General features: G+C 52.8%; 24 protein-coding genes, 1 pseudogene and 1 riboswitch. Of the genes and pseudogenes, 22 read left to right on the forward strand and 3 right to left on the reverse strand.

Annotation, left to right across the window (positions count from 1 at the left end):
- Positions 1 to 23: 23 nt before the first annotated feature.
- A complete protein-coding gene (gene yeiP, locus DA718_RS08880) occupies positions 24 to 596 on the reverse strand; it encodes an elongation factor P-like protein YeiP (protein WP_112213059.1) in 573 nt (190 codons plus the stop codon).
- 148 nt (positions 597 to 744) lie between these two features.
- On the opposite strand from yeiP, the gene DA718_RS08885 reads away from it, so the two are divergent.
- Positions 745 to 996, forward strand: coding sequence for a YkgJ family cysteine cluster protein (locus DA718_RS08885; protein ID WP_112213060.1), 252 nt, complete (start codon positions 745 to 747; stop codon positions 994 to 996).
- Positions 997 to 1,009: 13 nt separating this feature from the next.
- On the opposite strand, the gene DA718_RS08890 is transcribed toward DA718_RS08885, so the two are convergent.
- Positions 1,010 to 1,708 (reverse strand): transcriptional regulator YeiL, encoded by a 699-nt coding sequence (locus DA718_RS08890; RefSeq protein ID WP_110272357.1) that lies wholly within the window; start codon positions 1,706 to 1,708, stop codon positions 1,010 to 1,012.
- Between the two features lie 127 nt (positions 1,709 to 1,835).
- Here DA718_RS08890 and rihB point away from each other — a divergent pair, with 127 nt between their 5' ends.
- The gene (rihB, locus tag DA718_RS08895; RefSeq protein ID WP_112213061.1) at positions 1,836 to 2,768 is read left to right on the forward strand and encodes a ribosylpyrimidine nucleosidase; all 933 of its coding nucleotides are present in this window, start codon (positions 1,836 to 1,838) and stop codon (positions 2,766 to 2,768) included.
- Positions 2,769 to 3,032: 264 nt separating this feature from the next.
- The gene (locus DA718_RS08900; RefSeq protein ID WP_112213062.1) at positions 3,033 to 4,283 is read left to right on the forward strand and encodes a NupC/NupG family nucleoside CNT transporter; all 1,251 of its coding nucleotides are present in this window, start codon (positions 3,033 to 3,035) and stop codon (positions 4,281 to 4,283) included.
- A gap of 36 nt (positions 4,284 to 4,319) precedes the next feature.
- Here the strand turns inward: DA718_RS08900 and setB are convergent, their stop codons facing one another.
- Complete coding sequence (gene setB / locus DA718_RS08905) at positions 4,320 to 5,501, reverse strand: sugar efflux transporter SetB (RefSeq protein ID WP_112213063.1); 1,182 nt, start codon at positions 5,499 to 5,501, stop codon at positions 4,320 to 4,322.
- Positions 5,502 to 5,832: 331 nt separating this feature from the next.
- Between setB and fruB the strand changes: the two genes are divergently transcribed.
- The 19 genes and pseudogenes from fruB to DA718_RS09000 form a co-directional block, all read left to right on the forward strand.
- Entirely contained in the window at positions 5,833 to 6,963 is a 1,131-nt protein-coding gene (fruB, locus tag DA718_RS08910) for a fused PTS fructose transporter subunit IIA/HPr protein (protein ID WP_112213064.1), read from the forward strand.
- The gene (gene fruK / locus DA718_RS08915; protein ID WP_110272362.1) at positions 6,964 to 7,902 is read left to right on the forward strand and encodes a 1-phosphofructokinase; all 939 of its coding nucleotides are present in this window, start codon (positions 6,964 to 6,966) and stop codon (positions 7,900 to 7,902) included.
- A 16-nt stretch (positions 7,903 to 7,918) separates the two neighbouring features.
- Positions 7,919 to 9,607 (forward strand): PTS fructose transporter subunit IIBC, encoded by a 1,689-nt coding sequence (gene fruA, locus DA718_RS08920; protein WP_112213065.1) that lies wholly within the window; start codon positions 7,919 to 7,921, stop codon positions 9,605 to 9,607.
- A 128-nt stretch (positions 9,608 to 9,735) separates the two neighbouring features.
- Positions 9,736 to 10,242 (forward strand): GNAT family N-acetyltransferase, encoded by a 507-nt coding sequence (locus DA718_RS08925; RefSeq protein WP_376767875.1) that lies wholly within the window; start codon positions 9,736 to 9,738, stop codon positions 10,240 to 10,242.
- Between the two features lie 245 nt (positions 10,243 to 10,487).
- A riboswitch (cobalamin riboswitch) is annotated at positions 10,488 to 10,711 on the forward strand.
- 223 nt (positions 10,712 to 10,934) lie between these two features.
- Positions 10,935 to 11,987 carry an ABC transporter substrate-binding protein gene (locus DA718_RS08930; protein ID WP_112213066.1) on the forward strand — a complete coding sequence of 351 codons (1,053 nt, stop codon included), beginning with the start codon at positions 10,935 to 10,937 and terminating at the stop codon, positions 11,985 to 11,987.
- A 68-nt stretch (positions 11,988 to 12,055) separates the two neighbouring features.
- Positions 12,056 to 13,123: a FecCD family ABC transporter permease gene (locus DA718_RS08935; RefSeq protein WP_112213067.1), complete on the forward strand. Its 1,068-nt coding sequence runs from the start codon at positions 12,056 to 12,058 to the stop codon at positions 13,121 to 13,123.
- Positions 13,120 to 13,935, forward strand: coding sequence for an ABC transporter ATP-binding protein (locus DA718_RS08940; protein ID WP_112213068.1), 816 nt, complete (start codon positions 13,120 to 13,122; stop codon positions 13,933 to 13,935). Before DA718_RS08935 ends, DA718_RS08940 begins: the two co-directional genes overlap by 4 nt.
- A 10-nt stretch (positions 13,936 to 13,945) precedes the next feature.
- Positions 13,946 to 14,386: a pseudoazurin gene (locus DA718_RS08945; protein WP_112213069.1), complete on the forward strand. Its 441-nt coding sequence runs from the start codon at positions 13,946 to 13,948 to the stop codon at positions 14,384 to 14,386.
- A gap of 27 nt (positions 14,387 to 14,413) precedes the next feature.
- Positions 14,414 to 14,965 (forward strand): ubiquinol-cytochrome c reductase iron-sulfur subunit, encoded by a 552-nt coding sequence (gene petA, locus DA718_RS08950; protein ID WP_112213070.1) that lies wholly within the window; start codon positions 14,414 to 14,416, stop codon positions 14,963 to 14,965.
- A 1-nt stretch (position 14,966) separates the two neighbouring features.
- Positions 14,967 to 16,127, forward strand: coding sequence for a cytochrome b (locus DA718_RS08955; protein WP_112213071.1), 1,161 nt, complete (start codon positions 14,967 to 14,969; stop codon positions 16,125 to 16,127).
- A 2-nt stretch (positions 16,128 to 16,129) separates the two neighbouring features.
- A complete protein-coding gene (locus DA718_RS08960; protein ID WP_112213072.1) occupies positions 16,130 to 16,951 on the forward strand; it encodes a cytochrome c1 in 822 nt (273 codons plus the stop codon).
- A gap of 1 nt (position 16,952) precedes the next feature.
- Entirely contained in the window at positions 16,953 to 17,570 is a 618-nt protein-coding gene (ccmA, locus tag DA718_RS08965) for a cytochrome c biogenesis heme-transporting ATPase CcmA (protein WP_112213217.1), read from the forward strand.
- On the forward strand, positions 17,567 to 18,235 hold the full coding sequence (gene ccmB / locus DA718_RS08970; RefSeq protein ID WP_112213073.1) for a heme exporter protein CcmB: 669 nt from the start codon (positions 17,567 to 17,569) through the stop codon (positions 18,233 to 18,235). Before ccmA ends, ccmB begins: the two co-directional genes overlap by 4 nt.
- A gap of 70 nt (positions 18,236 to 18,305) precedes the next feature.
- Positions 18,306 to 19,043: a heme ABC transporter permease gene (locus tag DA718_RS08975; RefSeq protein ID WP_112213074.1), complete on the forward strand. Its 738-nt coding sequence runs from the start codon at positions 18,306 to 18,308 to the stop codon at positions 19,041 to 19,043.
- The gene (gene ccmD / locus DA718_RS08980) at positions 19,040 to 19,243 is read left to right on the forward strand and encodes a heme exporter protein CcmD (protein WP_112213075.1); all 204 of its coding nucleotides are present in this window, start codon (positions 19,040 to 19,042) and stop codon (positions 19,241 to 19,243) included. The genes DA718_RS08975 and ccmD overlap by 4 nt, the downstream gene beginning before the upstream one ends.
- Complete coding sequence (gene ccmE, locus DA718_RS08985) at positions 19,240 to 19,707, forward strand: cytochrome c maturation protein CcmE (RefSeq protein WP_112213076.1); 468 nt, start codon at positions 19,240 to 19,242, stop codon at positions 19,705 to 19,707. Before ccmD ends, ccmE begins: the two co-directional genes overlap by 4 nt.
- On the forward strand, positions 19,704 to 21,629 hold the full coding sequence (locus DA718_RS08990) for a heme lyase CcmF/NrfE family subunit (RefSeq protein ID WP_112213077.1): 1,926 nt from the start codon (positions 19,704 to 19,706) through the stop codon (positions 21,627 to 21,629). Before ccmE ends, DA718_RS08990 begins: the two co-directional genes overlap by 4 nt.
- Positions 21,626 to 22,183, forward strand: coding sequence for a thiol:disulfide interchange protein DsbE (gene dsbE / locus DA718_RS08995; protein WP_112213078.1), 558 nt, complete (start codon positions 21,626 to 21,628; stop codon positions 22,181 to 22,183). Before DA718_RS08990 ends, dsbE begins: the two co-directional genes overlap by 4 nt.
- Positions 22,180 to 23,019: pseudogene (locus DA718_RS09000) on the forward strand (cytochrome c-type biogenesis protein CcmH); the annotation flags it as partial. The gene dsbE and the pseudogene DA718_RS09000, both read left to right, overlap by 4 nt.
- Positions 23,020 to 23,329 lie beyond the last annotated feature (310 nt).

Below are 23,329 nucleotides of genomic sequence, written 5' to 3' on the forward strand. Positions count from 1 at the left end.
ATTTTGGTAAAAAAAAGCAGGACTTAGTCCGCGCGGCCCATATAGCGGCTCTCTTCGATATGGATACGAATGCGCTCGCCTGCACTCAGGTATTCAGGAACCTGAACCACCAGGCCGGTGCTCAGGGTCGCCGGTTTGTTACGGGCGCTCGCGGATGCACCTTTGATGCCCGGCGCCGTTTCGACGATTTCCAGGTCAACGGTCTGCGGCAGTTCAAGGGCCAGCAGCTGACCGTCCCAGGTCAGAACCTGCATGTCCGGCATCCCGCCTTCAGGAATAAACAGCAGTTCTTCTTCAATCTGCTCTTTAGTGAAGATATACGGGGTGTAGTCTTCTTTATCCATAAAGACGTATTCGTTGCCATCAATATAGGAGAAGTCAACGAAACGACGGGTCAGGGTCACGGTATCGACGATATCATCGCCTTTAAAGCGCTCTTCCACTTTCAGGCCGGTACGTACGTCAGAGAAACGCATTTTGTACAGCGTTGCGGCGCCACGGGCGCTGGGTGACTGAATATCAATGTTTTTAACAATCAGCAGTTTGCCGTTGTAATTCAGCACCATACCTTTTTTAATTTCATTCGCTCTTGGCATTGCGGTAATCCTGTCACATAAAGGGTCAAAAATATCGCGTAAAACTACTCGCGCCGGGCCTTTCAGGCAAGTGGAATTCGTGTGTTTTGCTATCTTCAGGTAAAACGTTTAGTCTGGGCCGCCAAAAGCGTTATCAGAAGAGTCGATTATGGAATGCCGCCCCGACTGCGGAGCTTGCTGTATCGCTCCTTCTATCTCCAGCCCCATTCCGGGTATGCCGCAGGGCAAGCCCGCAAACACCCGGTGCATACAGCTATCAGACAGCAACCTGTGCAATATTTTTGGCTCGCCGTTAAGGCCTAAAGTGTGTGGCAGTCTGAAGCCTGAAGTGGAGATGTGCGCGACGAATCGCGATGACGCGATGACCTGGCTTCTTCATCTTGAACAGAGCACTTCTTGAATCCACACGCTGCTCAATAGAGTAAATCAGCAAAATTATTATCCGGGTCCATCTCCCGCGCGAGGGCGATCAGTTTCTTCTTATTACCAAGAGCGTAGCCGGATTTCTGTTTAACCAGCAGGCCTTCCTGGCAGAATTGTGCGATCACATATAATAAATGACGATACGACACTCCCATATATTCCGCCGCCGGCGTATGTTTTTCGTGATAAATATCACAATGCTGAGTTAATAAAATAAATGCTGCCAGACGATTCACCAGCGGAAAAGATTGATTTTGGGTGAGTGACACGATGTTGCGATAGTTTTTTTGGCTTAACGCGATACAGAGATTACGCAGGAAAATGACGTCGTTCAGCAACAACGGGCGGAATGAAGCAATGGGCAGCGCCAGGCACCAGCACTCTTCGATGGCCTGAACGCCACGCGGATCGTGATGTTTGTCAATGAGTTCTATCTCGCCGATAAAGCAGGGTGCGCCAAAGAAGTCGATCAGCGAGACCCGACCATTAGCTGATGTGGTGTAAAGCTTAGCCCGGCCGCGTGCGAGGTAAAAAAGGTGCGCGGGTTGAGCCCCCTCTTTGACAATATAATCCCCTGCCACAACGTGGAACAATCGTGTATCCCGCACAACATCGACGGAAAATTTTTCCAGGTACCCCGAGTCGCTTATCAATTGCTGTTTGAGATTTTCATTTTGGATTTCTTTCACGGTCGCTTCCCTGTATGAGATTTCTCATATTCAGTATCAGTTTTTGCCTGGTATGCTGCAAAAGCTACCTACTTAACCCTGCTGTAATAACATAAATATGCTTTAAAAGCGAAAAGAGGAAATAAAAATGGAAAAAAGAAAAATTATACTCGATTGCGATCCAGGTCACGATGATGCTATTGCGATAATTATGGCGGCCAGACATCCGGCAATTGATTTATTAGGAATAACGATTGTTGCGGGTAACCAAACGCTGGATAAAACGCTGGTCAATGGATTAAACGTCTGCCAACATTTAGATATCAATGTACCCGTTTATGCGGGAATGCCGCAGCCCATTATGCGTCAGCAAATTGTCGCTGATAATATTCATGGTGAAACCGGACTTGATGGCCCGGTGTTCTCTCCATTGACACGTAAAGCAGAAAGTACGCATGCAGTTAAATATATTATTGACACGCTCATGGCCAGTGAGGGTGACATCACGCTGGTCCCCGTTGGCCCACTAACCAATATAGCCGTCGCCATGCGAATGCAGCCAGAAATCCTGCCGAAAATTCGCGAGATTGTATTAATGGGCGGTGCTTATGGTACCGGAAACTTTACGCCATCGGCAGAGTTTAATATTTATGCCGACCCTGAAGCCGCTCGCGTGGTATTCACCTCGGGTGTCCCTCTGGTCATGATGGGCCTGGATTTGACTAATCAGACGGTCTGCACCGCTGACGTTATTGCACGCATGGAAAAAGCCGGCGGTCCGGCGGGACAGTTGTTTAGCGATATCATGAATTTCACCCTCAAAACGCAGTTTGAAAACTACGGCTTAGCGGGTGGTCCGGTGCATGATGCCACCTGCATTGGCTATCTGATTAATCCTCAGGGCATCAAAACACAAGACATGTACGTTGAGGTGGATGTTAACAGCGGCCCCTGCTATGGCCGTACGGTCTGCGACGAACTGGGCGTGCTCGGTAAAGCGCCGAATACCAAAGTGGGCATCACTATTGATACCAACTGGTTTTGGGGCTTAGTTGAAGAGTGTGTACGGATGTATCGCTAATTAACTTTGTTCCAGGCGTGTGGAATATCTTTTATCGCCCGATATACCCGTTGTCTTTCAAGCGGCTTCTTTGTTGGCTACGTTCGTTCACCCCAGTCACTTACTTGAGTAAGCTCCTGGGGCTTCTCTCTCTTGCCGCCTCGAAGCAACTTGAAATCCATTGGGTATAGAAACAGGCGGGCAGTAAGCGGTCGCCCGCAACAATATCAGACATACCAAAACCTGGCGTAATGCCGGGTTTGCTGGCATCAAGAGATAATCATTATGGATATAATGAGAAGTGTTTTGGGTATGGTGGTATTACTGGCAATCGCTTTTCTGCTGTCAGTAAATAAAAAAAGAATTAGTCTGCGCACGGTTGGCGCGGCGCTGGTACTGCAAATTGCCATTGGTGGCGTTATGCTCTATTTTCCGCCAGGAAAATGGTTGGCAGAACAGGCGGCTTTCGGCGTACATAAAGTGATGACCTACAGCGATGCCGGTAGCGCATTTATTTTTGGTTCGCTGGTCGGGCCGAAAATGGACCTCTTATTCGATGGATCTGGTTTTATTTTCGCTTTTCGGGTATTGCCTGCCATTATTTTTATCACCGCGCTGGTTAGTCTGCTTTATTATATCGGCGTAATGGGAATACTGATCCGAATTCTTGGCGGAATTTTCCAGAAAGCGCTGAATATTAGCAAGATTGAATCGTTTGTTGCCGTGACCACCATTTTCCTTGGGCAAAATGAGATCCCGGCGATCGTTAAGCCCTTTATTAACAAGCTAAATCGTAATGAGCTGTTTACCGCGATTTGCAGCGGGATGGCTTCTATCGCCGGGTCGACGATGATTGGCTATGCCGGGCTGGGCGTGCCGATTGATTATCTGTTAGCGGCATCGTTGATGGCGATTCCCGGCGGTATTCTGTTTGCCCGCCTTCTTAGCCCGGCGACTGAAGCATCGCAGGTGACTTTCGAAAACCTCTCATTCACCGAAACTCCGCCGAAAAGTTTTATTGAAGCCGCGGCTAGCGGCGCGATGGCTGGGGTGAAAATTGCCGTGGGCGTGGCGACGGTAGTGATGGCGTTTGTGGCAATTATCGCTCTGATCAACGGTGTGATTGGCGGTATCGGCGGTTGGTTCGGTTTTGGTCACGCGACTCTGGAGGGGATTTTCGGTTATGTCCTTGCACCGCTGGCATGGTTAATGGGCGTTGACTGGAGTGATGCGACGCTGGCAGGCAGCCTGATTGGCCAGAAGCTGGCGATTAATGAGTTCGTGGCCTACCTCAACTTCTCGCCGTTCCTGCAAACGCCGGGATCGCTGGATGTGAAAACTATCGCCATTATCTCGTTTGCGCTGTGTGGCTTTGCTAACTTTGGCTCAATTGGCGTGGTGGTTGGCGCATTCTCGGCAATTGCACCCCAGCGCGCGTCTGAAATTGCCCAACTGGGGATGAGGGCGCTGGCTGCGGCAACGCTGTCAAACTTAATGAGCGCAACAATTGCCGGGTTTTTTATTGGCCTGGCGTAATACTCTGGTGTGCCGCTGATGCGGCACACCGCTGCTTTACACGTCTTTAATACGCCACAGGCAGGCCTGGGTAGCTATGCCCATGACTAGCGCAATCCAGAATACAGCGTGATAGCTCCAGACTTCTGCAACAACACCCGCCAGCGAACCGGCAATAATCCAGCCGACGCGAATGGTATTGGTATAGAGGGTCGTGGCCGCCCCGGCCTGGCCTGGCATCAGGTCCTGAAAATAGAGCATACCGATACCGGCCAGAATGCCGATAAAAATAGCATTCAGCACCTGCAGGGCCAGCAGCAGCACAGGAGTGTGTACGGTTAGCATGCCGACATAAAACAGCACTCCGGCAACCGCAGAGATCTGCATCAGGAAACGCTTGCCGAAACGTTTGGCGTAGTAGCCTGCAATCAGCATGGTCGGGATTTCCAGCCCGGCGGCGGTCCCCATCATTAATCCAGCCAGTTTCTCGGGTAAATGCAGCTCATTAATAATGAACAGCGGCATATTAATGATGTACAGGCTATTGATTCCCCACATTAGCGTACAGATGATAAACAGCAGCAGCGCATCACGACGGTTGGTTCGCGGTGCCTGAAGATGGCCTGTAGCAGCTTTCGGCTCTTTACGCATGCTGGGAAGGAAAAACCAGACTATAGCGCCGCAGACCACGAAGGCAATCGCCGCGCTGAGATACATCACCGTAAAGCCAAATCCCATCGCTAACGCATAAGCCAACGGCGGCCCGATAACCCACGCCAGCGAAACCTGTGCGCGCAGAATTGAGCTAAACATGACCGCCTCGCGGCCCGTTTTGTCCGCATGTTCGCGGGCGAGAGCGAACATTTGCGGGTTCGCTGTGGAACCAAAGCTGCTTAGAAACACGCCGACAAACAGCAAAATAAAGTAGTTACGGTTCCAGGCGAATAGCGCGCAGGCCAGCACGCCCATCAGACAGCAAAAGACGATCAGCTGTTTGCGGTCGCCTTTGCGATCCGAACGTCCGGCAAGAAACTGGCTCACCAGAATGCCGATCACCGCGCTACCAGTAAAAAAGAAACCGACCATCGCCGGTCGCACATGTACTTCGTTAGTTAAAAACAGGCTCAGGGTAGGCGTTTGCAGCGCCCCGGCAATGCCCGTCAGGAAGGCGACGATCAGGAAGGCGGAGGAGGTTAAATCAAACCCGCGTCGTGGGAAGGCGGCGCTACTGTTTTGCATGTCGATGTTCTGTGGTTTCAGGAATCGCGGAGTTTACGCCGCCAGTCAGAAAATGAACAGTGGCATGGCACGAATAAATCAAAAAGACGTTTCAAATTTTCAACTTCAGCAAAAAGCTGAACCAGAAAGGTATTCGTCACCTGCGCTTCAGCAAAAGTGTGCAGTATCTCTAACTTCTGTTATCAGGTTGCTAAGTTTTCTTGCGCGATGACTAATAAAGGTACAGACTCCTTGAAACGTTTCAGCGTCATCGGGAGATTCTCCAGCAGGTAGATGACGCATTTTTTCTCAAAGTAGCTGAAACGATTCAATTCAGCAGGAGAGGAGAACCATGTTCCAGTTATCTGTGCAGGATATTCATCCCGGTCAGCAGGCCGGTAATAAAGAAGAGGCAATTCGTCAGGTTGCTTCCGCGCTGGTCAGTGCGGGCAACGTGGCGGATGGCTACATTAACGGGATGCTGGCTCGCGAGCAGCAAACCTCCACTTTCCTGGGTAACGGCATTGCCATTCCGCACGGCACTACCGACACCCGCGACCAGGTGCTGAAAACCGGCGTTCAGGTTTATCAGTTCCCGCAGGGCGTGACCTGGGGCGAAGGGCAGACCGCTTACGTTGCCATCGGTATCGCCGCCAGCTCGGATGAACATCTGGGGCTGCTGCGTCAACTGACCCATGTACTGAGCGATGATTCCGTTGCTGAGCAGCTTAAATCCGCGACCACTGCTGAAGAACTGCGTGCTCTGCTGATGGGTGAAAAGCAGAGTGAAGTGCTGAAGCTGGACAATGACACGCTGAGCCTGGACGTTGTCGCCAGCGATCTGCTGACTCTGCAGGCGCTGAACGCCGCGCGATTGAAAGAAGCTGGTGCTGTTGATGCTTCCTTTGTCAGCAAAACGATTAATGAACAACCGCTGAACCTCGGTCAGGGCATCTGGCTGAACGACAGCACTGAAGGTAACCTGCGCAGCGCCGTTGCGGTCAGCCGTGCAGCAACCGCTTCTATTCGCGATGAGCAGCCGGTTTCCCTGCTGATTACCGTAGCGATGGCTGATGACCAGCCGACAGCGGTACTTAATCGCCTGACCAATTTACTGCTCGACAAAAAAGCTGACCGTTTGCTGAAAGCTGATGGCGCTACGCTGCTGGCGTTGCTGACCAGCGATGATGCCATCGCTGAGGACGTGCTGAGCGCTGAATATGTGATCCGCAATGAGCACGGGCTGCACGCGCGTCCAGGCACTATGCTGGTTAATACCATTAAACAATTCTCCAGCGACATTACCGTCACCAACCTTGATGGTTCGGGTAAACCGGCCAATGGCCGCAGCCTGATGAAAGTCGTGGCGCTGGGTGTGAAGAAAGGTCACCGTCTGCGCTTTACCGCGCAAGGTGAGGATGCGCAACAGGCGCTGGATGCGATTGGCGAAGCTATCGCCGCAGGCCTTGGGGAGGGCGCATAAATGAGCAGACGTGTCGCAACGATTACTTTAAACCCGGCCTATGACCTGGTGGGGTTTACCCCGGAAATTGAACGCGGTGAGGTTAACCTCGTGCGTACCACTGGCTTACATGCTGCCGGGAAAGGGATCAACGTTGCAAAAGTGCTGAAAGATCTCGGCATCGACGTCACCGTGGGTGGTTTCCTCGGTAAAGACAACCAGGATGGATTTCAGCAGCTGTTCAGTGAACTGGGCATTGCGAACCGTTTTCAGGTTGTTCAGGGCCGTACTCGTATCAACGTCAAACTGACGGAAAAAGACAGTGAAGTGACCGATTTCAACTTCTCTGGCTTTGAAGTGACCCCAGGCGACTGGGAACGTTTTGTTAATGATTCCCTGAGCTGGTTGGGTCAGTTCGATATGGTTTGCGTGAGCGGTAGTTTGCCGTCCGGCGTGAGCCCGGAAGCGTTTACCGACTGGATGACCCGTCTGCGCAGTCAGTGCCCGTGCATCATTTTTGACAGCAGCCGCGAAGCACTGGTTGCTGGCCTGAAAGCGGCTCCATGGTTGGTGAAACCTAACCGTCGCGAGCTGGAAATCTGGGCGGGTCGTAAGCTGCCTGAAATGAAAGATGTGATTGAAGCCGCCCACGCGCTGCGTGAACAGGGGATTGCCCACGTGGTTATCTCCCTTGGTGAAGAAGGCGCTCTGTGGGTTAACGCATCCGGAGAGTGGATTGCTAAGCCGCCTTCAGTAGAAGTGATTAGCACCGTTGGTGCGGGGGACTCTATGGTTGGCGGTCTGATTTACGGTCTGCTAATGCGCGAGTCCAGTGAGCATACGCTGCGTCTGGCGACGGCGGTTGCCGCGCTGGCGGTGAGTCAAAGCAATGTCGGTATTACCGATCGTACCCAGTTGGCCGCAATGATGGCGCGCGTCGACTTACAACCCTTTAATTAACAGCAGGAGAGGCATAATGAAAACGCTGCTGATTATTGATGCCGGGCTTGGACAGGCTCGCGCCTATATGGCGAAGACCCTGTTGAGCACTGCGGCGCAAAAAGCGCAACTCGAACTGATTGATAACCCGAACGACGCTGAACTGGCGATCGTGCTGGGCGCAGCGCTGCCAGCTGATAGCGCGCTGAACGGCAAGAAGGTTTATCTCGGCGACATTAACCGCGCCGTGGCTCACCCGGAGCTGTTCCTTAGTGAAGCCAAAAGCCACGCGACGCCTTACACCGCTCCGGCGGCGGTTGCTTTACCGGCTGCGACCAACGGCCCGAAACGCATTGTGGCGGTAACCGCTTGTCCGACTGGCGTAGCGCATACGTTTATGGCGGCGGAAGCGATTGAAACCGAAGCCAAAAAACGCGGCTGGTGGGTGAAAGTTGAAACTCGTGGCTCCGTGGGCGCGGGCAACGCGATCACCCCGGAAGAGGTGGAACAAGCGGATCTGGTGGTCGTTGCTGCTGATATCGAAGTCGATCTGGCGAAATTTGCTGGTAAGCCGATGTATCGCACCACCACCGGCCTGGCGCTGAAGAAAACCGCTCAGGAGCTGGATAAAGCTGTCGTTGAGGCGAAACCGTACCAGCCTTCGGGTAAATCCCAGGCGGCAACGGAGGGGAAAAAAGAGTCTGCGGGGGCATACCGTCACCTGCTGACCGGCGTTTCATACATGCTGCCAATGGTTGTCGCGGGGGGCCTGTGTATTGCACTCTCCTTTGCCTTTGGTATTAAAGCTTTTGAAGTCCCGGATACTCTGGCTGCGGCGCTGATGCAAATCGGCGGTGGCTCAGCCTTTGCGCTGATGGTTCCGGTGCTGGCGGGCTTCATTGCCTTCTCTATTGCTGACCGTCCGGGCCTGACCCCTGGTCTTATCGGCGGTATGCTGGCAGTAAGCACCGGGTCTGGGTTTATCGGCGGTATTATTGCCGGTTTCCTCGCCGGTTATGTAGCGAAAGCGATTAGTACGAAGCTGAAATTGCCGCAAAGTATGGAAGCGCTGAAACCGATTCTGATCATTCCGCTGGTTTCCAGCCTGATCGTCGGTCTGGCGATGATTTACCTGATTGGTAAACCTGTTGCCGGGATCCTCGAAGGTCTGACCCACTGGCTGCAAACCATGGGTACGGCGAATGCGGTTCTGCTCGGCGCGATCCTCGGCGGTATGATGTGTACCGATATGGGCGGTCCGGTAAACAAAGCAGCCTATGCGTTTGGTGTTGGCCTGCTGAGTACCCAAACCTATGCTCCGATGGCGGCGATTATGGCGGCGGGTATGGTTCCACCGCTGGCGCTGGGTCTGGCAACGCTGGTTGCACGTAAAAAGTTCGACAAAGCGCAGCAAGAAGGTGGCAAAGCCGCGCTGGTCCTCGGTCTGTGCTTTATCACTGAAGGGGCGATTCCGTTCGCTGCTCGTGACCCGATGCGCGTCCTGCCTTGCTGTATCGTTGGCGGTGCGGTGACCGGTGCGATGTCCATGTGGGTTGGCGCCAAATTGATGGCACCGCACGGCGGTCTGTTTGTTCTGCTGATTCCTGGTGCGATTACGCCGGTTCTCGGTTACCTGATGGCGATTGTTGTCGGTACGCTTGTTGCTGGTCTCTCCTACGCGGTGCTGAAACGTCCTGAAGTTCAGGTGGAAGAAAACGCCGCCTGATAGACCTTGTAATACCTTCATTAAGGGCAGAGTCTTCTCTGCCCTTTTTATTGTTTTTGACGCTAGTGGTTTTCCCTGCCTGAATTGTTATTATTCTTTTTCCTTGTCTAGTTTGAGCCAGCCATACTATGTTTCCATTTACGCTTCGTGAAATGACTCACGCTGATATTCCCGCAGTTCAGTCGTTCCTTGTTCAGCACCTCAATCTGTTCTTCAACGCTGGTAGATCAATACCTTCTGCCGATGAGGACATTTTTAATCTCGAACAGCAGTATATTTCGCAGGAAAGAAATTTGCTGCTTTGCGCATGGGATGAAAAACAGGAGTTAATCGCTACACTGGCAGTATGTCAATATGATGACAGGCTCGCTGAGTTGCGCGGGCGTTATAATTTGTCTGAAACCGCAGAAATTTGCCGCTGTTATGTGGATAAGCGCTATCGCAGACAGGGCATCGGTAGTCAGTTGATCGCTTTTGCTGAGGAATTCTGTCGGCGGCAGCAATATAAAACCTTATATCTTCACACGCATCATTTTTTGCCTGGAGGCTATCATTTCTGGTTGCGTAATCATTTTAGCGTTGTGATGGATATGCAAGATAAATGGCAGTTGGTTCATATGGAGAGATCACATTAATAAATGAACCCAACGCTAATAGGCCGCATTATTGATAGTGATCAATATGTTTAATTTGAGATAGCCAAACCGCGTATATAGTTTGATCAGTGTCAATTAATTCTCATTTAGCTTTTTATTATTATTTCCAAGCATAACTTTCTGGCAAGTGATTGGGTTGTAACTGATTGTATTTTATTGTTGTTTTTATATTTGTATGACGTTTTAATCATTTCGTCATACAGTTGACCTTGTTAACAATTGCCGCTAGAGTCGCTGTCGACAGCATTTCATTACATTTTTGTATTTGAATAGGAATATGGTGCGAATTGTTAAATTCAATGCCATAACTGCCCCCGCAACTGTAGGCGGATGCTGAATATCCTTGTGCGGTTAATTAACCGCAGGTCACTGTAAAGCTTGTCTTTATGGGAAGGCTGATATTCTGATTACCGTGAGTCAGGAGACCTGCTGTCAACAATGTTGTATACCATTGAGTGGACGGGATGGTCCATGGGATGAATTATTTGACGCAGGCAGTAGTGTATTTATGAATAAAATTTTGGCTAAGTAAGGCTTATTTGCATTTTTTGCATATCTTTATTCTTAAATTTCACGATTCAATGTCATCTATCTTCATGTCTCCTCCCGATATATGGAACGAAATAAGCCATGACCAGACCTTCAGATCTGGCATCAACGGGACGATGATAATGCACGCTAATTTTACTTCTTTCACTTCTAAAAAAACGCTTCTGATTATTGCAGGCGCAACTCTACTACTCAACTCCAGTGTCGCCAGTGCGGCAAAAACTGAATATCCCTTAACGATTAAAAACTGCGGCCGCGACATCACCTTCAATCAGGCCCCTAAACGTGTGGCGACGGTGGGTCAGAACAGCACTGAAATTTTCTATTCACTCGGGCTTGCCGATCGCGTTGTGGGTACTTCGCTGTGGTTTGGCCCGGTACCTGATGCGTATAAAGCGGCAAACGAGAAAGTGGACGTCATTGCGCAAAATATTCCCAGCTTCGAAGGGATTATTGCTAAAAAACCGGAGCTGGTTGCCAGCCAGTTTGAGTGGCAAATCGGCCCTGCGGGTACGGTTGCCTCTTACGAGCAGTTTAGTGAACTGAACGTTCCGGTCTACACCGCGCCTGCCGACTGTGCGAAAGATAACGAAGATGGCGGTGATGGCGTCCGTAAAGGCATGTTTGATATTGCCATGGTGTATCAGGAAGTCGCTGATCTGGCAAAAATCTTCGACGTTCAGGATAAAGGCGATGCGCTGATTGCCAGTCTTAAAGCGCGTGAAGTGGCAGCGATAAATAAAATTTCCGGCATGGATAAAAATGTCTCAGCAGTATTCTGGTTCTCCAGCGCCGACCTGCAGCTTGATCCTTACGTGGCAGGGAAGTTTGGTCCAGCCGCATGGATTGCTCAGAAGCTGGGCGTGAAAAACGTTATTGATTCAGCCGAAGAGTGGCCAACGGTAGGTTGGGAGACCATTGCCAAAGCCAATCCTTCGGTCATTGTACTCGGTGAGATGAGCCGTCGCCGCTTCCCGGCCGATGACTGGCAGGTCAAGATGGATTACCTCAAGTCCGACCCAGTCGCCAAACTACTTCCTGCGGTGAAGGAAAATCATCTGCCTGTCATTGACGTACAAACAATGAACGCCGGCATCAGAACTATTGATGGGCTAGAAAAACTGGCTGATGCCCTGGTTGAATATGGCTTAGCGCATCCGCAGGCCTCTCATTAATCTACGTTTTGCGCTATGCCCTGGCCCGGCATAGCGCATCTCCGTTACTCAGGAACGCAGATATAATCATGAGTGATTCTCGCAGGATGCGTCGTGCTGTTGGTCAGCTTGCGGTAAGAGTTGGTGGACATGCCATTTGGGTTAGTGTGCTGATGTGCTGCGTACTGCTGGCGGGGATCTCCATTGGCGAAACGCTTATCCCCTGGCAGCATGTACTCAGTACGCTGGCAAATCGTCTGCTTGATACTGACTATCCAGTCGATGCGCTGGATGCCGGGATCATCTGGAACTATCGCCTGACGCGAGCCCTGGTTTCTGCCTGCTGCGGCGCGTGCCTCGCGGTGTCCGGGGTAGTGCTACAGTCGATACTGCGTAATGCGCTTGCTGAGCCCTATCTGCTGGGCATTTCCGCCGGGGCTTCTACCGGTGCAGTACTGGTTGCGCTCACCGGTCTGGGGGCCGGGATCATCAGCATGTCATTTGGTGCTTTCATTGGTGCGCTGGCGGCATTTCTGTTCGTCGCTTTGCTGGCGATAGCTGCAGGCGGCAGGCAAGGTGGTGGCATTACAACCCAAATCATTCTTGCCGGGATCGCCAGTTCGCAGCTATTCAACGCCATTACTTCACTGGTCATCACCCGCTCAGCAAACGCCGAGCAGGCGCGCGGTATTATGTTCTGGCTGTTGGGTAATCTGAGCGGCGTGCGCTGGCCCGATGTTGTCTTAGCCATTCCTACTGCCCTGGTCGGTGTCGCACTGTGCTTCTGTTATGCCCGCCATCTAGATGCTTTTTCCTTTGGCGCTGAGTCTGCGGCATCGCTGGGAATTCCTGTCAAACGCACTCGTGCGGTACTTATCGCCGCTGTCACCGGTATGACGGCGATTATGGTCTCCATCGTCGGAGCCATTGGCTTTGTTGGTCTGGTTATCCCCCACGCTGCCCGTATGTTGGTTGGTAACCAACACCATCGCCTGTTGCCAGTTAGCGCACTGATTGGGGCGATTTTTCTCATCATTGCCGATGTTATCTCCCGCACATTACTACCCGGACAAGTATTACCTATAGGTGTGATCACGGCTCTGGTCGGCGCGCCCGCGTTTTCAATCATCCTGATCAGAGGAAATAAGGCCAAATGACCGTCAATTCTGTACTGCCTCCTTTAGCCTCGGCTGAAGTCGTTATCGAGGCGTGTAACCTGCGCTGGAAGGTAAAAGGCAAAGCGATCGTTGATGATGTCTCGCTCAGGGTGGCTCCCGGCGAGTTTGTCGGGATTATTGGCCCTAACGGATCGGGTAAAACATCACTCATTTCGTTGTTAGCAGGTTTGTTGAAACCCACGTCTGGACGCATCACGCTACAGCAAAAAGCACTCCACCATTACTCACGTCGCCACCTTGCACAGCAGGTGGCGCTGGTCGAACAACAGGCTGAGACAGGTGAACGTATTACCGCTTTGCAGGCCGTTTCGCTGGGACGGACCCCCTGGCTTAGCCTGCTGTCACCTTGGTCAGCGAATGATGATGACATCGTGCAGACCATGCTGGAGAAAGTTGATCTTCATGCATTACAGCATCGCTGTTGGCATACCTTCTCCGGTGGAGAAAAGCAGCGCCTGCATATCGCCCGAGCGCTGGCACAGCAGCCGCAGTTGTTGCTAATGGATGAACCTACCAACCACCTCGACATTCAACATCAGATTGGCCTGCTTAGCCTGGTTAAACGTGAAAAGCTCACGGTGATTGCCGCCCTGCACGACCTCAATCATGCCGCGATGTTTTGCGATCGCATCATCGTGATGAAGTCTGGACGCATGGTGATGCAGGGCGCACCGGGCACCATTTTTACCCGGGAACACCTCAGCACCTGGTTTGGTATTGACGCCATTGTTGAACGCGAACCTGGCGGTACAAGCTGCTTTATTCGTTATCAGAGACCTGATGAATTCTAAGGAAGAATCGATGAAATACCTCAAACAGAGTCTGAAAGTTTTATGTTTACTGGCCTTCACTTCTTCAGTCTTCGCACAAACTCATGAAGTGTTAATGAAAAATCGCGGGACGGCAGGGCCAATGATCTATGAGCCGGATTATCTGGAGATCCAACCTGGTGATACGGTGAAGTTTATCCGTAAGCATAAAAGCCATAACGCGGCCTCCATCCCGGAACTGTCTCCGGCGGATTATCCGGGGTTTATGGGCAAAATCGATGAAGAGATCGAAGTGAAATATGACAATGCCGGATTTTACGGCGTCAAATGCACGCCACACTACGCGCAGGGCATGGTGATGTTGATTAAGGTTGGTGATGTCACTCTGCCGGACAGCTATCGCGCGTTTAAAGCACCGGGAATTGCCGATAAACGCTTCCAGGATATTTACTCACGTATCGACAAGCAGTAGCTCGCGACACTCAGGGAGAATTGCGCTGTGGCGGATAACAAACATACCGGTGATGAAATTCAGGAGCAGCGCCGCGACTGCTTGTGCAGGCTGACAAAATTCGTTGGCGCTGCAGGCGTTGCCGCTGCCGTCTGGCCGCTGGTATCCGCTCTGGGACCGGATGAAAAGATGGCCGGAGAAAATGAACCGATCGATGTCTCTCTTGCTGGTGTGGCTGTCGGTCAAACCGTTAGGCGTGTCTGGCAAGGCAAGCTCATTCTTATTCACCATCGGACTGCAGATGAGATAGCTGCCGCCCGGGATGTCGAAAGCCATAAACTCATTGACCCACAGGCAGACAACGAAAGGGTTAATGCCGATTATCCCCAATGGCTGGTTGTTCAGGGATATTGCCCTCATGCCGGGTGCGTGCCAAACGCCAGAACTGGCGGGCAGGGCTGGGTTTGTCCGTGCCACGGGTCTGAATTCGATGCCTCCGGACGCGTTACCCGCGGACCGGCGACCGCGAATCTGGCCGTGCCCGACTTTACTTTTCATCCCGATGGTCTGACCATGCGCATCGGCGCTAAGGAAGTCTGAGATGACGACTGCGCGCGCTTATTCGCTCCGTTGGCGTATCCCTTTTCCCCGATCGGTTGCCGGACTCTGGGTATTTGCTATCGGCGCTATTCTGTTGGTCATGCTCGGCGTGCAAATCATTACCGGTATCGTACTGGCGATGTTTTACGTGCCGACGGCTGAGCTGGCATTTGATTCCATCATGCATATTATGCGCGCGGTAAGCCACGGAGAACTGCTGCGTAATCTGCACGCCACTGGCGCATCGCTTTTTTTCTTCGCCTGCTATCTACATATTTTTCGCGGCATGTACTACAACGTATATCGCAAGCCGTGGGTTGCAATGTGGATGATTAGCGTAACGCTATACGTCTTGCTGATGATTACCGCACTTCTTGGCTATAGCCTCATCTGGGGGCAAAAAAGCTACTGGGCGGCAACCGTCATTACCCGTTTTGCACAGGCCATCCCGCTGGTGGGCGATACGTTGTATGCGTTTCTGGTCGGCGGCTATACGCCTGGTACCCCGATGCTTGGCCGTTTTTTTGTTCTGCACTTTATGCTTCCCTTCGCAATTGTTGTCGTGACGATTTTCCACGTTCGTAGTGTCCAGTCTGCTTTTGCGCAGGCGATGAAGAAGACCTTTAGTGAGAAAGAGTCCAGAAAGCTTTTGTTTGATTATAAAATCACCGATCTTGATGCCATCAAAATCACCCTGTTTTTGATGCTCTTCGCCTGGTTTTTATTCTTCGTGCCGCACTACATGAGCAGCGCAGATAACTTTATCCCAGCTGATCCAACGGTTACGCCAGCGATTGTGGCTCCTGAATGGTACTTTCTTCCTTTTTTCTCGATGCTTCGATGTTTTCCGAATGAATTCGCCGGGTTAGTCGCGATGTGCGGCTCGGTATTGATTTTCTATTTCTTGCCCTGGCTAGATTCCTCTCGGGCCCGTTTTCGCCATTACAGCAAGCTGGTTAAGTGCGGATTTTGGCTGTGGGTTATCAATGCCTGCTTTTTAGGTTGGCTGGGAACAAAAGCGCTGGTGGGACCTGACCTTATTGACGGTTTCCGCAATCAAGAGGGCTGGATCCGCGCGGCGTCGCAGCTTTCAACGCTGATCTGGTTTGCCTGGTTTTTAATCGTGCTGCCCTGCCGCCGTTTTCTGGAAAAACAGGACTGATGATGACGCGATTATTGAAATTCAGCGTTCTGTGTCTGTCACTTTTAGGGCTGGGTTTTGCTTGGGCGAAAGAACCCACGCCTGTGCGGCAGGACTGGAGCTTTAGCGGCATCACGGGCCAGTATGATAAAGATCAGCTTCGGCGCGGCATGCAGGTTTATGAAGAGAAGTGTCGCGCCTGTCACGGTATGAAGTACCTCACTTTTCGCACCCTGACCAGACCCGGCGGCCCGGAACTCACGCTCGAAGAAGCAAAAAGTATCGCCAGCGGCTATCAGTTCCCTGATATACAGGATGACGGCCAGGTTGGCGAGCGGGACGGTACGCTAAATGACAGTTTTATATCGCCATATCTTAACGTTCAGGAAGCGCGATACCTTAACAATGGTACTGAACCCGTTGACCTGAGCTATATCGTCCGCGCCCGATCATACGATCGCGGATTCCCACAATTCCTGTTTGATGCCTTTTTACCCTACACGGATCAAGGGGCGGATTATGTCTTCGCACTATTAACCGGTTACCGGCCCGACGATCCTGAAATGAAGGCTAATCGCTACTTTCCTGGTGGCGTGATTAATATGCCAAAGCCGCTTACGGATGGCGAAATTCATTGGCAAACGGCGTCGCAGATAGCCGAAACAGAAGAGCAGTATGCTCGGGATGTCACCGCTTTTCTGGCATGGGCTGCGGATCCGGATCTCAGGGCGCGAAAACAGCAGGGAATTTACGTCATGGGTTACCTCACCATGATGCTGGGATTGCTATGGGTTTTACGACGAATGAAGAGACGTTCGCCGAAATCAGCGAGAGAGAGTGGGTAATATGCTTGAAGCCAGACAGCTCCGCTGCGAGCGAGATGAACGAATCTTGTTTAGCGATTTATCATTCCAGGTGAAAGCGGGGGAGTGGATACAAATTACCGGGGGCAACGGCGTAGGGAAAACGACTTTGCTACGGTTGCTCAGTGGACTGGCTCGCCCTGACGTCGGGGGAGTGTACTGGCAGGCGCAGCCGCTGCATCGTGTGCGCGACAGCTATCAACAAAACCTGCTGTGGATTGGCCATCAGCCAGGGATTAAAACCCGGCTTTCGGCGCTAGAGAACCTGCGTTTTTTCCATCATGACGGTAACGCAGCTCAATGTATGAATGCGCTGGCTCAGGCGGGTCTTGGTGGATACGAAGATATTCCCGTTAATCAACTCTCCGCCGGGCAGCAGCGCCGGGTTGCCCTGGCGCGACTCTGGCTGACGCGCGCTACGCTCTGGATCCTCGACGAACCTTTTACCGCCATTGATGTGAACGGCGTGGAGCGCCTGACGCAACGGATGGCGCAGCACACCGAGCAGGGCGGCATTGTCATTCTCACCACCCATCAGCCCATAAACGTGGCGACCGATAAGATTCGCCGCATTGCGCTGAGCGGCGAGGAGGCTGGGTGATGATGTGGCGGATTTTTCGTCTTGAGCTAAGGGTGGCGTTTCGCCATCGTGCAGAAATCGCCAATCCGCTGTGGTTCTTCCTGATTGTTATTACGTTGTTTCCACTGAGTGTTGGCTCTGAGCCGCAGCTTTTGGCACGCATTGCCCCCGGGATTATCTGGGTCGCTGCGCTGCTTTCCTCGCTGCTGGCGCTGGAGCGCCTGTTTCGCGACGACTTACAGGACGGGAGCCTCGAACAACTGATGCTGCTGCCGCTGCCGTTATCAGCGGTGGTACTGGCGAAGGTAATGGCCCACTGGGTGGTGACCGGCCTGCCGCTGCTTATCCTCTCACCACTGGTGGCGCTGCTGTTAGGAATGGACGTTTACGGCTGGCAAATCATGGCACTGACCCTGCTGCTGGGAACGCCGACGCTGAGCTTTCTCGGCGCGCCGGGCGTTGGGTTGACCATCGGGCTAAAGCGCGGAGGCGTGCTACTGAGCGTGCTGGTGCTGCCGCTGACCATTCCGTTACTGATTTTTGCGACCGCCGCGATGGAGGCGGCTGCTATGCATCTGCCTGTTAAGGATTACATGGCGATTCTGGGCGCGTTGCTGGCGGGCAGCGCAACGTTGAGCCCCTTTGCGACGGCGGCTGCGCTACGTATCAGCTTGCAGGCCGGATAAGGCGTTTGCACCGCCATCCGGCAAAGATTTTATCAACACATTCATTATTATCTGCTCTGGTGACTCAATTATGTGGAAAACACTCTATCAGCTTGCGAATCCCTCGCAGCTTTATCTGCTCTGCGGCAGGCTGGTCCCGTGGCTGGGCATTGCCAGTGCGCTGTTGCTGACAGTGGGCTGGAGCTGGGGATTCGGCTTTGCGCCTGCGGATTACCAGCAGGGAGATAGCTACCGCATTATCTATCTGCACGTACCGGCTGCGATGTGGTCGATGGGGATTTATGCCCTGATGGCAATTGCGGCGTTTATAGGCCTGGTCTGGCAGATGAAAATGGCCAACCTGGCACTGGTGGCGATGGCACCGGTTGGCGCGGTATTTACCTTTATTGCGCTGGCGACCGGTTCTGCGTGGGGGAAACCGATGTGGGGTACCTGGTGGGTGTGGGACGCCAGGCTGACTTCTGAACTGGTGCTGCTGTTTCTTTACGTCGGCGTGATTGCCCTGTGGCACGGCTTTGACGATCGACGTCTGGCCGGGCGTGCGGTGGGCATTCTGGTACTGATAGGTGTGGTTAACCTGCCGATTATTCACTACTCGGTGGAGTGGTGGAACACTCTGCATCAGGGATCAACCAACATGCAGCAAAGCATTGCCCCGGCGATGCGTACGCCGCTGCGCCTGGCGATTATCGGCTACCTGCTGCTGTTTATTTCGCTGGCGCTTATGCGCATGTGCAACCTGATTTTGTTAATGGAAGAACGTCGCCCGTGGGTGAGTGAGCTGATTTTAAAAAGAGGCCGCCGATGAGCAATGCATTTGCAACCTGGGGTGATTTCTTCGCCATGGGCGGTTATGCCTTTTACATCTGGCTGGCGGTAGCGATGACGGTTATCCCGCTGGCGGTGCTGGTTCTACACACGGCGAGACAACATCGTTCGATTTTACGCAGCGTGGCGCAACAGCAAGCCCGCGAAGCCCGCATGCGAGCGGCGCGAGAGGCGGTATGAATATTCGGCTTAGCAACCGTCTGTGGGTGGCCCTCGCGGTACTGGCGGGGTTAACGTTGACCATCACGCTGGTGCTCTACGCGCTGCGCTCTAACATCGACCTGTTTTATACGCCAGGTGAAATTCTTTATGGCAAGCGTGAAACACAGCAACGGCCGGTGGTGGGCCAGCGCCTGCGCGTTGGTGGAATGGTGACGCCCGGCAGCGTCAGACGCGACCCAAATTCACTGAAGGTTAATTTCAGCATCTACGACGCTGAAGGCTCGGTGGACGTCAGTTATGAAGGCATTCTGCCGGATCTGTTCCGCGAAGGGCAGGGCGTGGTGGTGCAGGGGGAACTGGGCGAGGAAAATCATCTGCTGGCGAAAGAAGTACTCGCTAAGCATGATGAAAACTACACCCCGCCGGAAGTGAAAAAAGCGATGCAGGAGCACCATCGTCGCCCGGAGAGCAAGTCATCATGATGCCTGAAATCGGTAACGGACTGCTGTGCATGGCACTCGGCATCGCGCTATTACTCTCCATCTATCCGCTATGGGGCGTTGTGCGTGGCGATAGGCGAATGATGGCATCTTCCCGGTTCTTCGCCTGGCTGTTGTTTTTCCTCGTAATGGGCGCTTTTATGGTGCTGATCAACGCCTTCGTGGTGAACGACTTTACGCTGAGTTACGTTACCCGCAATTCTCACACCCAGTTACCGGTGTGGTATCGCGTGGCGGCGACCTGGGGCGCGCATGAAGGGTCGTTACTGCTGTGGATGCTGTTGATGAGCGGCTGGACGTTCGCTGTGGCGCTGTTGAGTCAGCGCATGCCGCTCGATATCGTCGCCCGCGTGCTGGCGATAATGGGGATGATAAGCGTTGGCTTCCTGCTGTTTATCCTGTTTACCTCCAACCCGTTTACCCGCACGTTGCCGGAGTTCCCTATTGAAGGACGCGACCTGAATCCGCTGTTGCAAGATCCGGGGCTGATTTTCCATCCGCCGCTGCTGTATATGGGCTATGTCGGCTTCTCGGTGGTTTTTGCCTTTGCGATTGCCGCCCTGCTGAGCGGGCGGCTGGACAGTACCTTTGTGCGTTTTTCCCGTCCCTGGACGCTGGCGGCATGGGCCTTTCTGACGCTGGGCATTGTGTTGGGCTCGGTTTGGGCCTATTACGAGTTGGGCTGGGGCGGCTGGTGGTTCTGGGATCCGGTGGAAAACGCCTCGTTGATGCCGTGGCTGGTCGGTACCGCGCTGGTGCATTCGTTGGCTGTAACGGAGCAGCGTGCCAGTTTTAAAGCCTGGACGCTGCTGCTCGCTATTTGCGCGTTTTCGCTATGCCTGCTGGGAACCTTCCTCGTGCGTTCCGGCGTACTGGTTTCGGTCCATGCTTTTACTTCCGACCCGTCGCGCGGGATGTTTATTCTCGCGTTTATGGTGTTGGTTATCGGCGGTTCGCTGCTGCTGTTCGCCATCCGTGGGCACAGGGTGCGTTCGCGGGTGAATAACGCCCTCTGGTCACGGGAGTCGCTGCTGCTTGGTAACAACGTGCTGCTGATCGCTGCCATGCTGGTAGTGCTGTTGGGGACGCTGCTGCCGCTGGGGCATAAACAGCTGGGGATGGGCAGCATCTCCATCGGCATGCCGTTCTTTAACACGATGTTCAGTTGGCTGATGGCACCGTTTGCGCTACTGCTGGGCATCGGCCCGTTGGTGCGCTGGGGACGCGATCGTCCACGTAAGCTGCAGCGTCTACTGATTATCGCCCTGGGGAGCACTCTGGCGCTGTCTCTGCTCCTGCCGCGGTTATTTGAAAGCAAGATTGTCGCCATGACGGTGGTCGGACTGGCGATGGCCTGCTGGGTCCTTGTACTGGCGATGTCGGAAGTCGCTTTGCGTATTTCACGCGGCGCAAAGATGACTCTCAGCTACTGGGGGATGGTCGCCGGTCACGTCGGTGTGGCAGTGACGGTTGTCGGTATTGCTTTCAGCCAGAATTACAGCGTGGAGCGCGATGTGCGAATGAAGGCGGGCGATAGTATCGAAATTCATAATTATCGCTTCATCTTCCGTGAAGTCAAAGAGGTGACCGGGCCGAACTATCGCGGCGGCGTGGCTATGATTGGCGTCACGCAAAATGGCAAAGCGGAAGCGATACTGCATGCAGAAAAACGTTTTTATAACAGTACCCGCTCAGTGATGACCGAAGCGGCGGTTGACGGTGGATTCACTCGTGATCTGTATGCTGCCCTTGGCGAAGAGCTGGACAACGGCGCGTGGGCCGTGCGGCTGTATTACAAACCGTTTATTCGCTGGATTTGGGCGGGTGGTTTATTAATGGCGCTGGGCGGGCTGCTGTGTCTGTGCGATCCGCGCTATCGACAGCCTGTGCCGGAGGCTGCATGAAGCGCAGTTTACTGTTGATCCCGTTGATGATCTTTGTGGTCATCGCCGCGCTGATGCTGTGGCAACTGGCGCGCAATGCTGAATGGGATGACCCGATCATCCTGGAGTCGGCGCTGATCGGTAAACCGGTGCCGACCTTTCGTCTTGAGTCGCTGGAGAATCCCGGGCAGCACTATCAGGCAGATACGCTAACCCAAGGCAAACCGCTGCTGCTCAACGTCTGGGCGACCTGGTGCCCGACCTGTCGCGCCGAGCATCAGTATCTGAATCAGCTCGCGGTGCAGGGGATCCGCGTGGTGGGGATGAACTACAAAGACGAGCGGCAGAAAGCTATGACCTGGCTGAAAGTATTGGGAAATCCTTACGCGTTGAGCCTGTTTGATGGCGATGGGAGGATGGGAATGGATCTGGGGGTTTCCGGCGCACCGGAAACCTTCCTGATCGATGGAAAAGGGATTATTCGTTATCGCCATGCGGGCGATCTCAACGAGCGGGTGTGGGAGTGTGAATTCAGGTCACTTTGGGAGCAATACAGCAGGGAGGCTGCGCAATGAGGGTGTTACTGGGCGTGCTGATGCTGATCGTTTCCGGGTCGGTGCTGGCCGCCATCGACGTCATGCCGTTTAAGGATGAAGCTCAGGAGCAGCGGTTTCGCCAGCTTACTGAGCAGTTGCGCTGCCCGAAATGCCAGAACAACAGTATCGCCGATTCCAACTCGATGATTGCCACTGACCTGCGGCAGAAGGTTTATGAACTGATGCAGGAGGGGAAAAGTAAGCAGGAGATCATCGATTATATGGTGGCGCGCTACGGCAACTTCGTCACCTACGATCCGCCATTAACCCCGCTGACTATTCTGCTGTGGGTGCTACCGATTGCCGCTGTCGCCACTGGTTGCTGGATTATTTTTGCCCGTTCGCGCCGCCGCGTGCGGCTGAAGCAGGAAGCATTTCCTGACGACATTCACACGGAGGGTAAACAGGGTGGATTTGCCATTTATATTCCGGGGATCGCTGTTGCGCTGGTCGTCGCGGCCCTCAGCTATTACCAGACCGGTAGCTACAAGCAAGTAAAAATCTGGCAACAGGCGACGGCGCAGCTGCCAACTCTATTGAAACGAGTCCTGTATCCGAAAGAAAAACCGCTCAATCAAGAGGAGATGGTGCGCCTGGCTCTGGGTTTACGTACGCGTTTGCATAGCGATCCTGGTAGTGTAGAAGGCTGGGTTATGCTTGGTCGACTTGGGATGGCATCAGGAAATGTCGATATGGCGACTCAGGCATATGCCAAAGCCTGGCGGTTGGATCCAAATAATAGCGATGCGGCGCAGGGCTATAAGCAAGCGATTACTGGCTCATCAGGAACGAATGATAACCTTTGGAGCGCAGAATAATTAAGCTCAGGTCCTTTCTCATCAGAAAATCCCCTCATAGCGCGAACGGTTAGCGTTCCTGTATACAGCCGGGACCTTGCGTCAATCTCGTCATATGTGCTCTCCTTCGCATTTTTAAACTGTTTAAAAACCATACTGGCCGAAATCTGTGATTGGGTTCATGTTCATATGAAAATCCTATTTACATCCCCTTTACTTTGAAAGTTCATTGCTTATTATAAACACATGTTCATAATCAAACATGTGTTTTTGGAGTTAATCTGAATAGAGTAAGACCTATTTCTTTGTATTAAATAATTCTATTTTT

This window comes from Klebsiella huaxiensis, assembly GCF_003261575.2.
Classification (GTDB): domain Bacteria; phylum Pseudomonadota; class Gammaproteobacteria; order Enterobacterales; family Enterobacteriaceae; genus Klebsiella; species Klebsiella huaxiensis.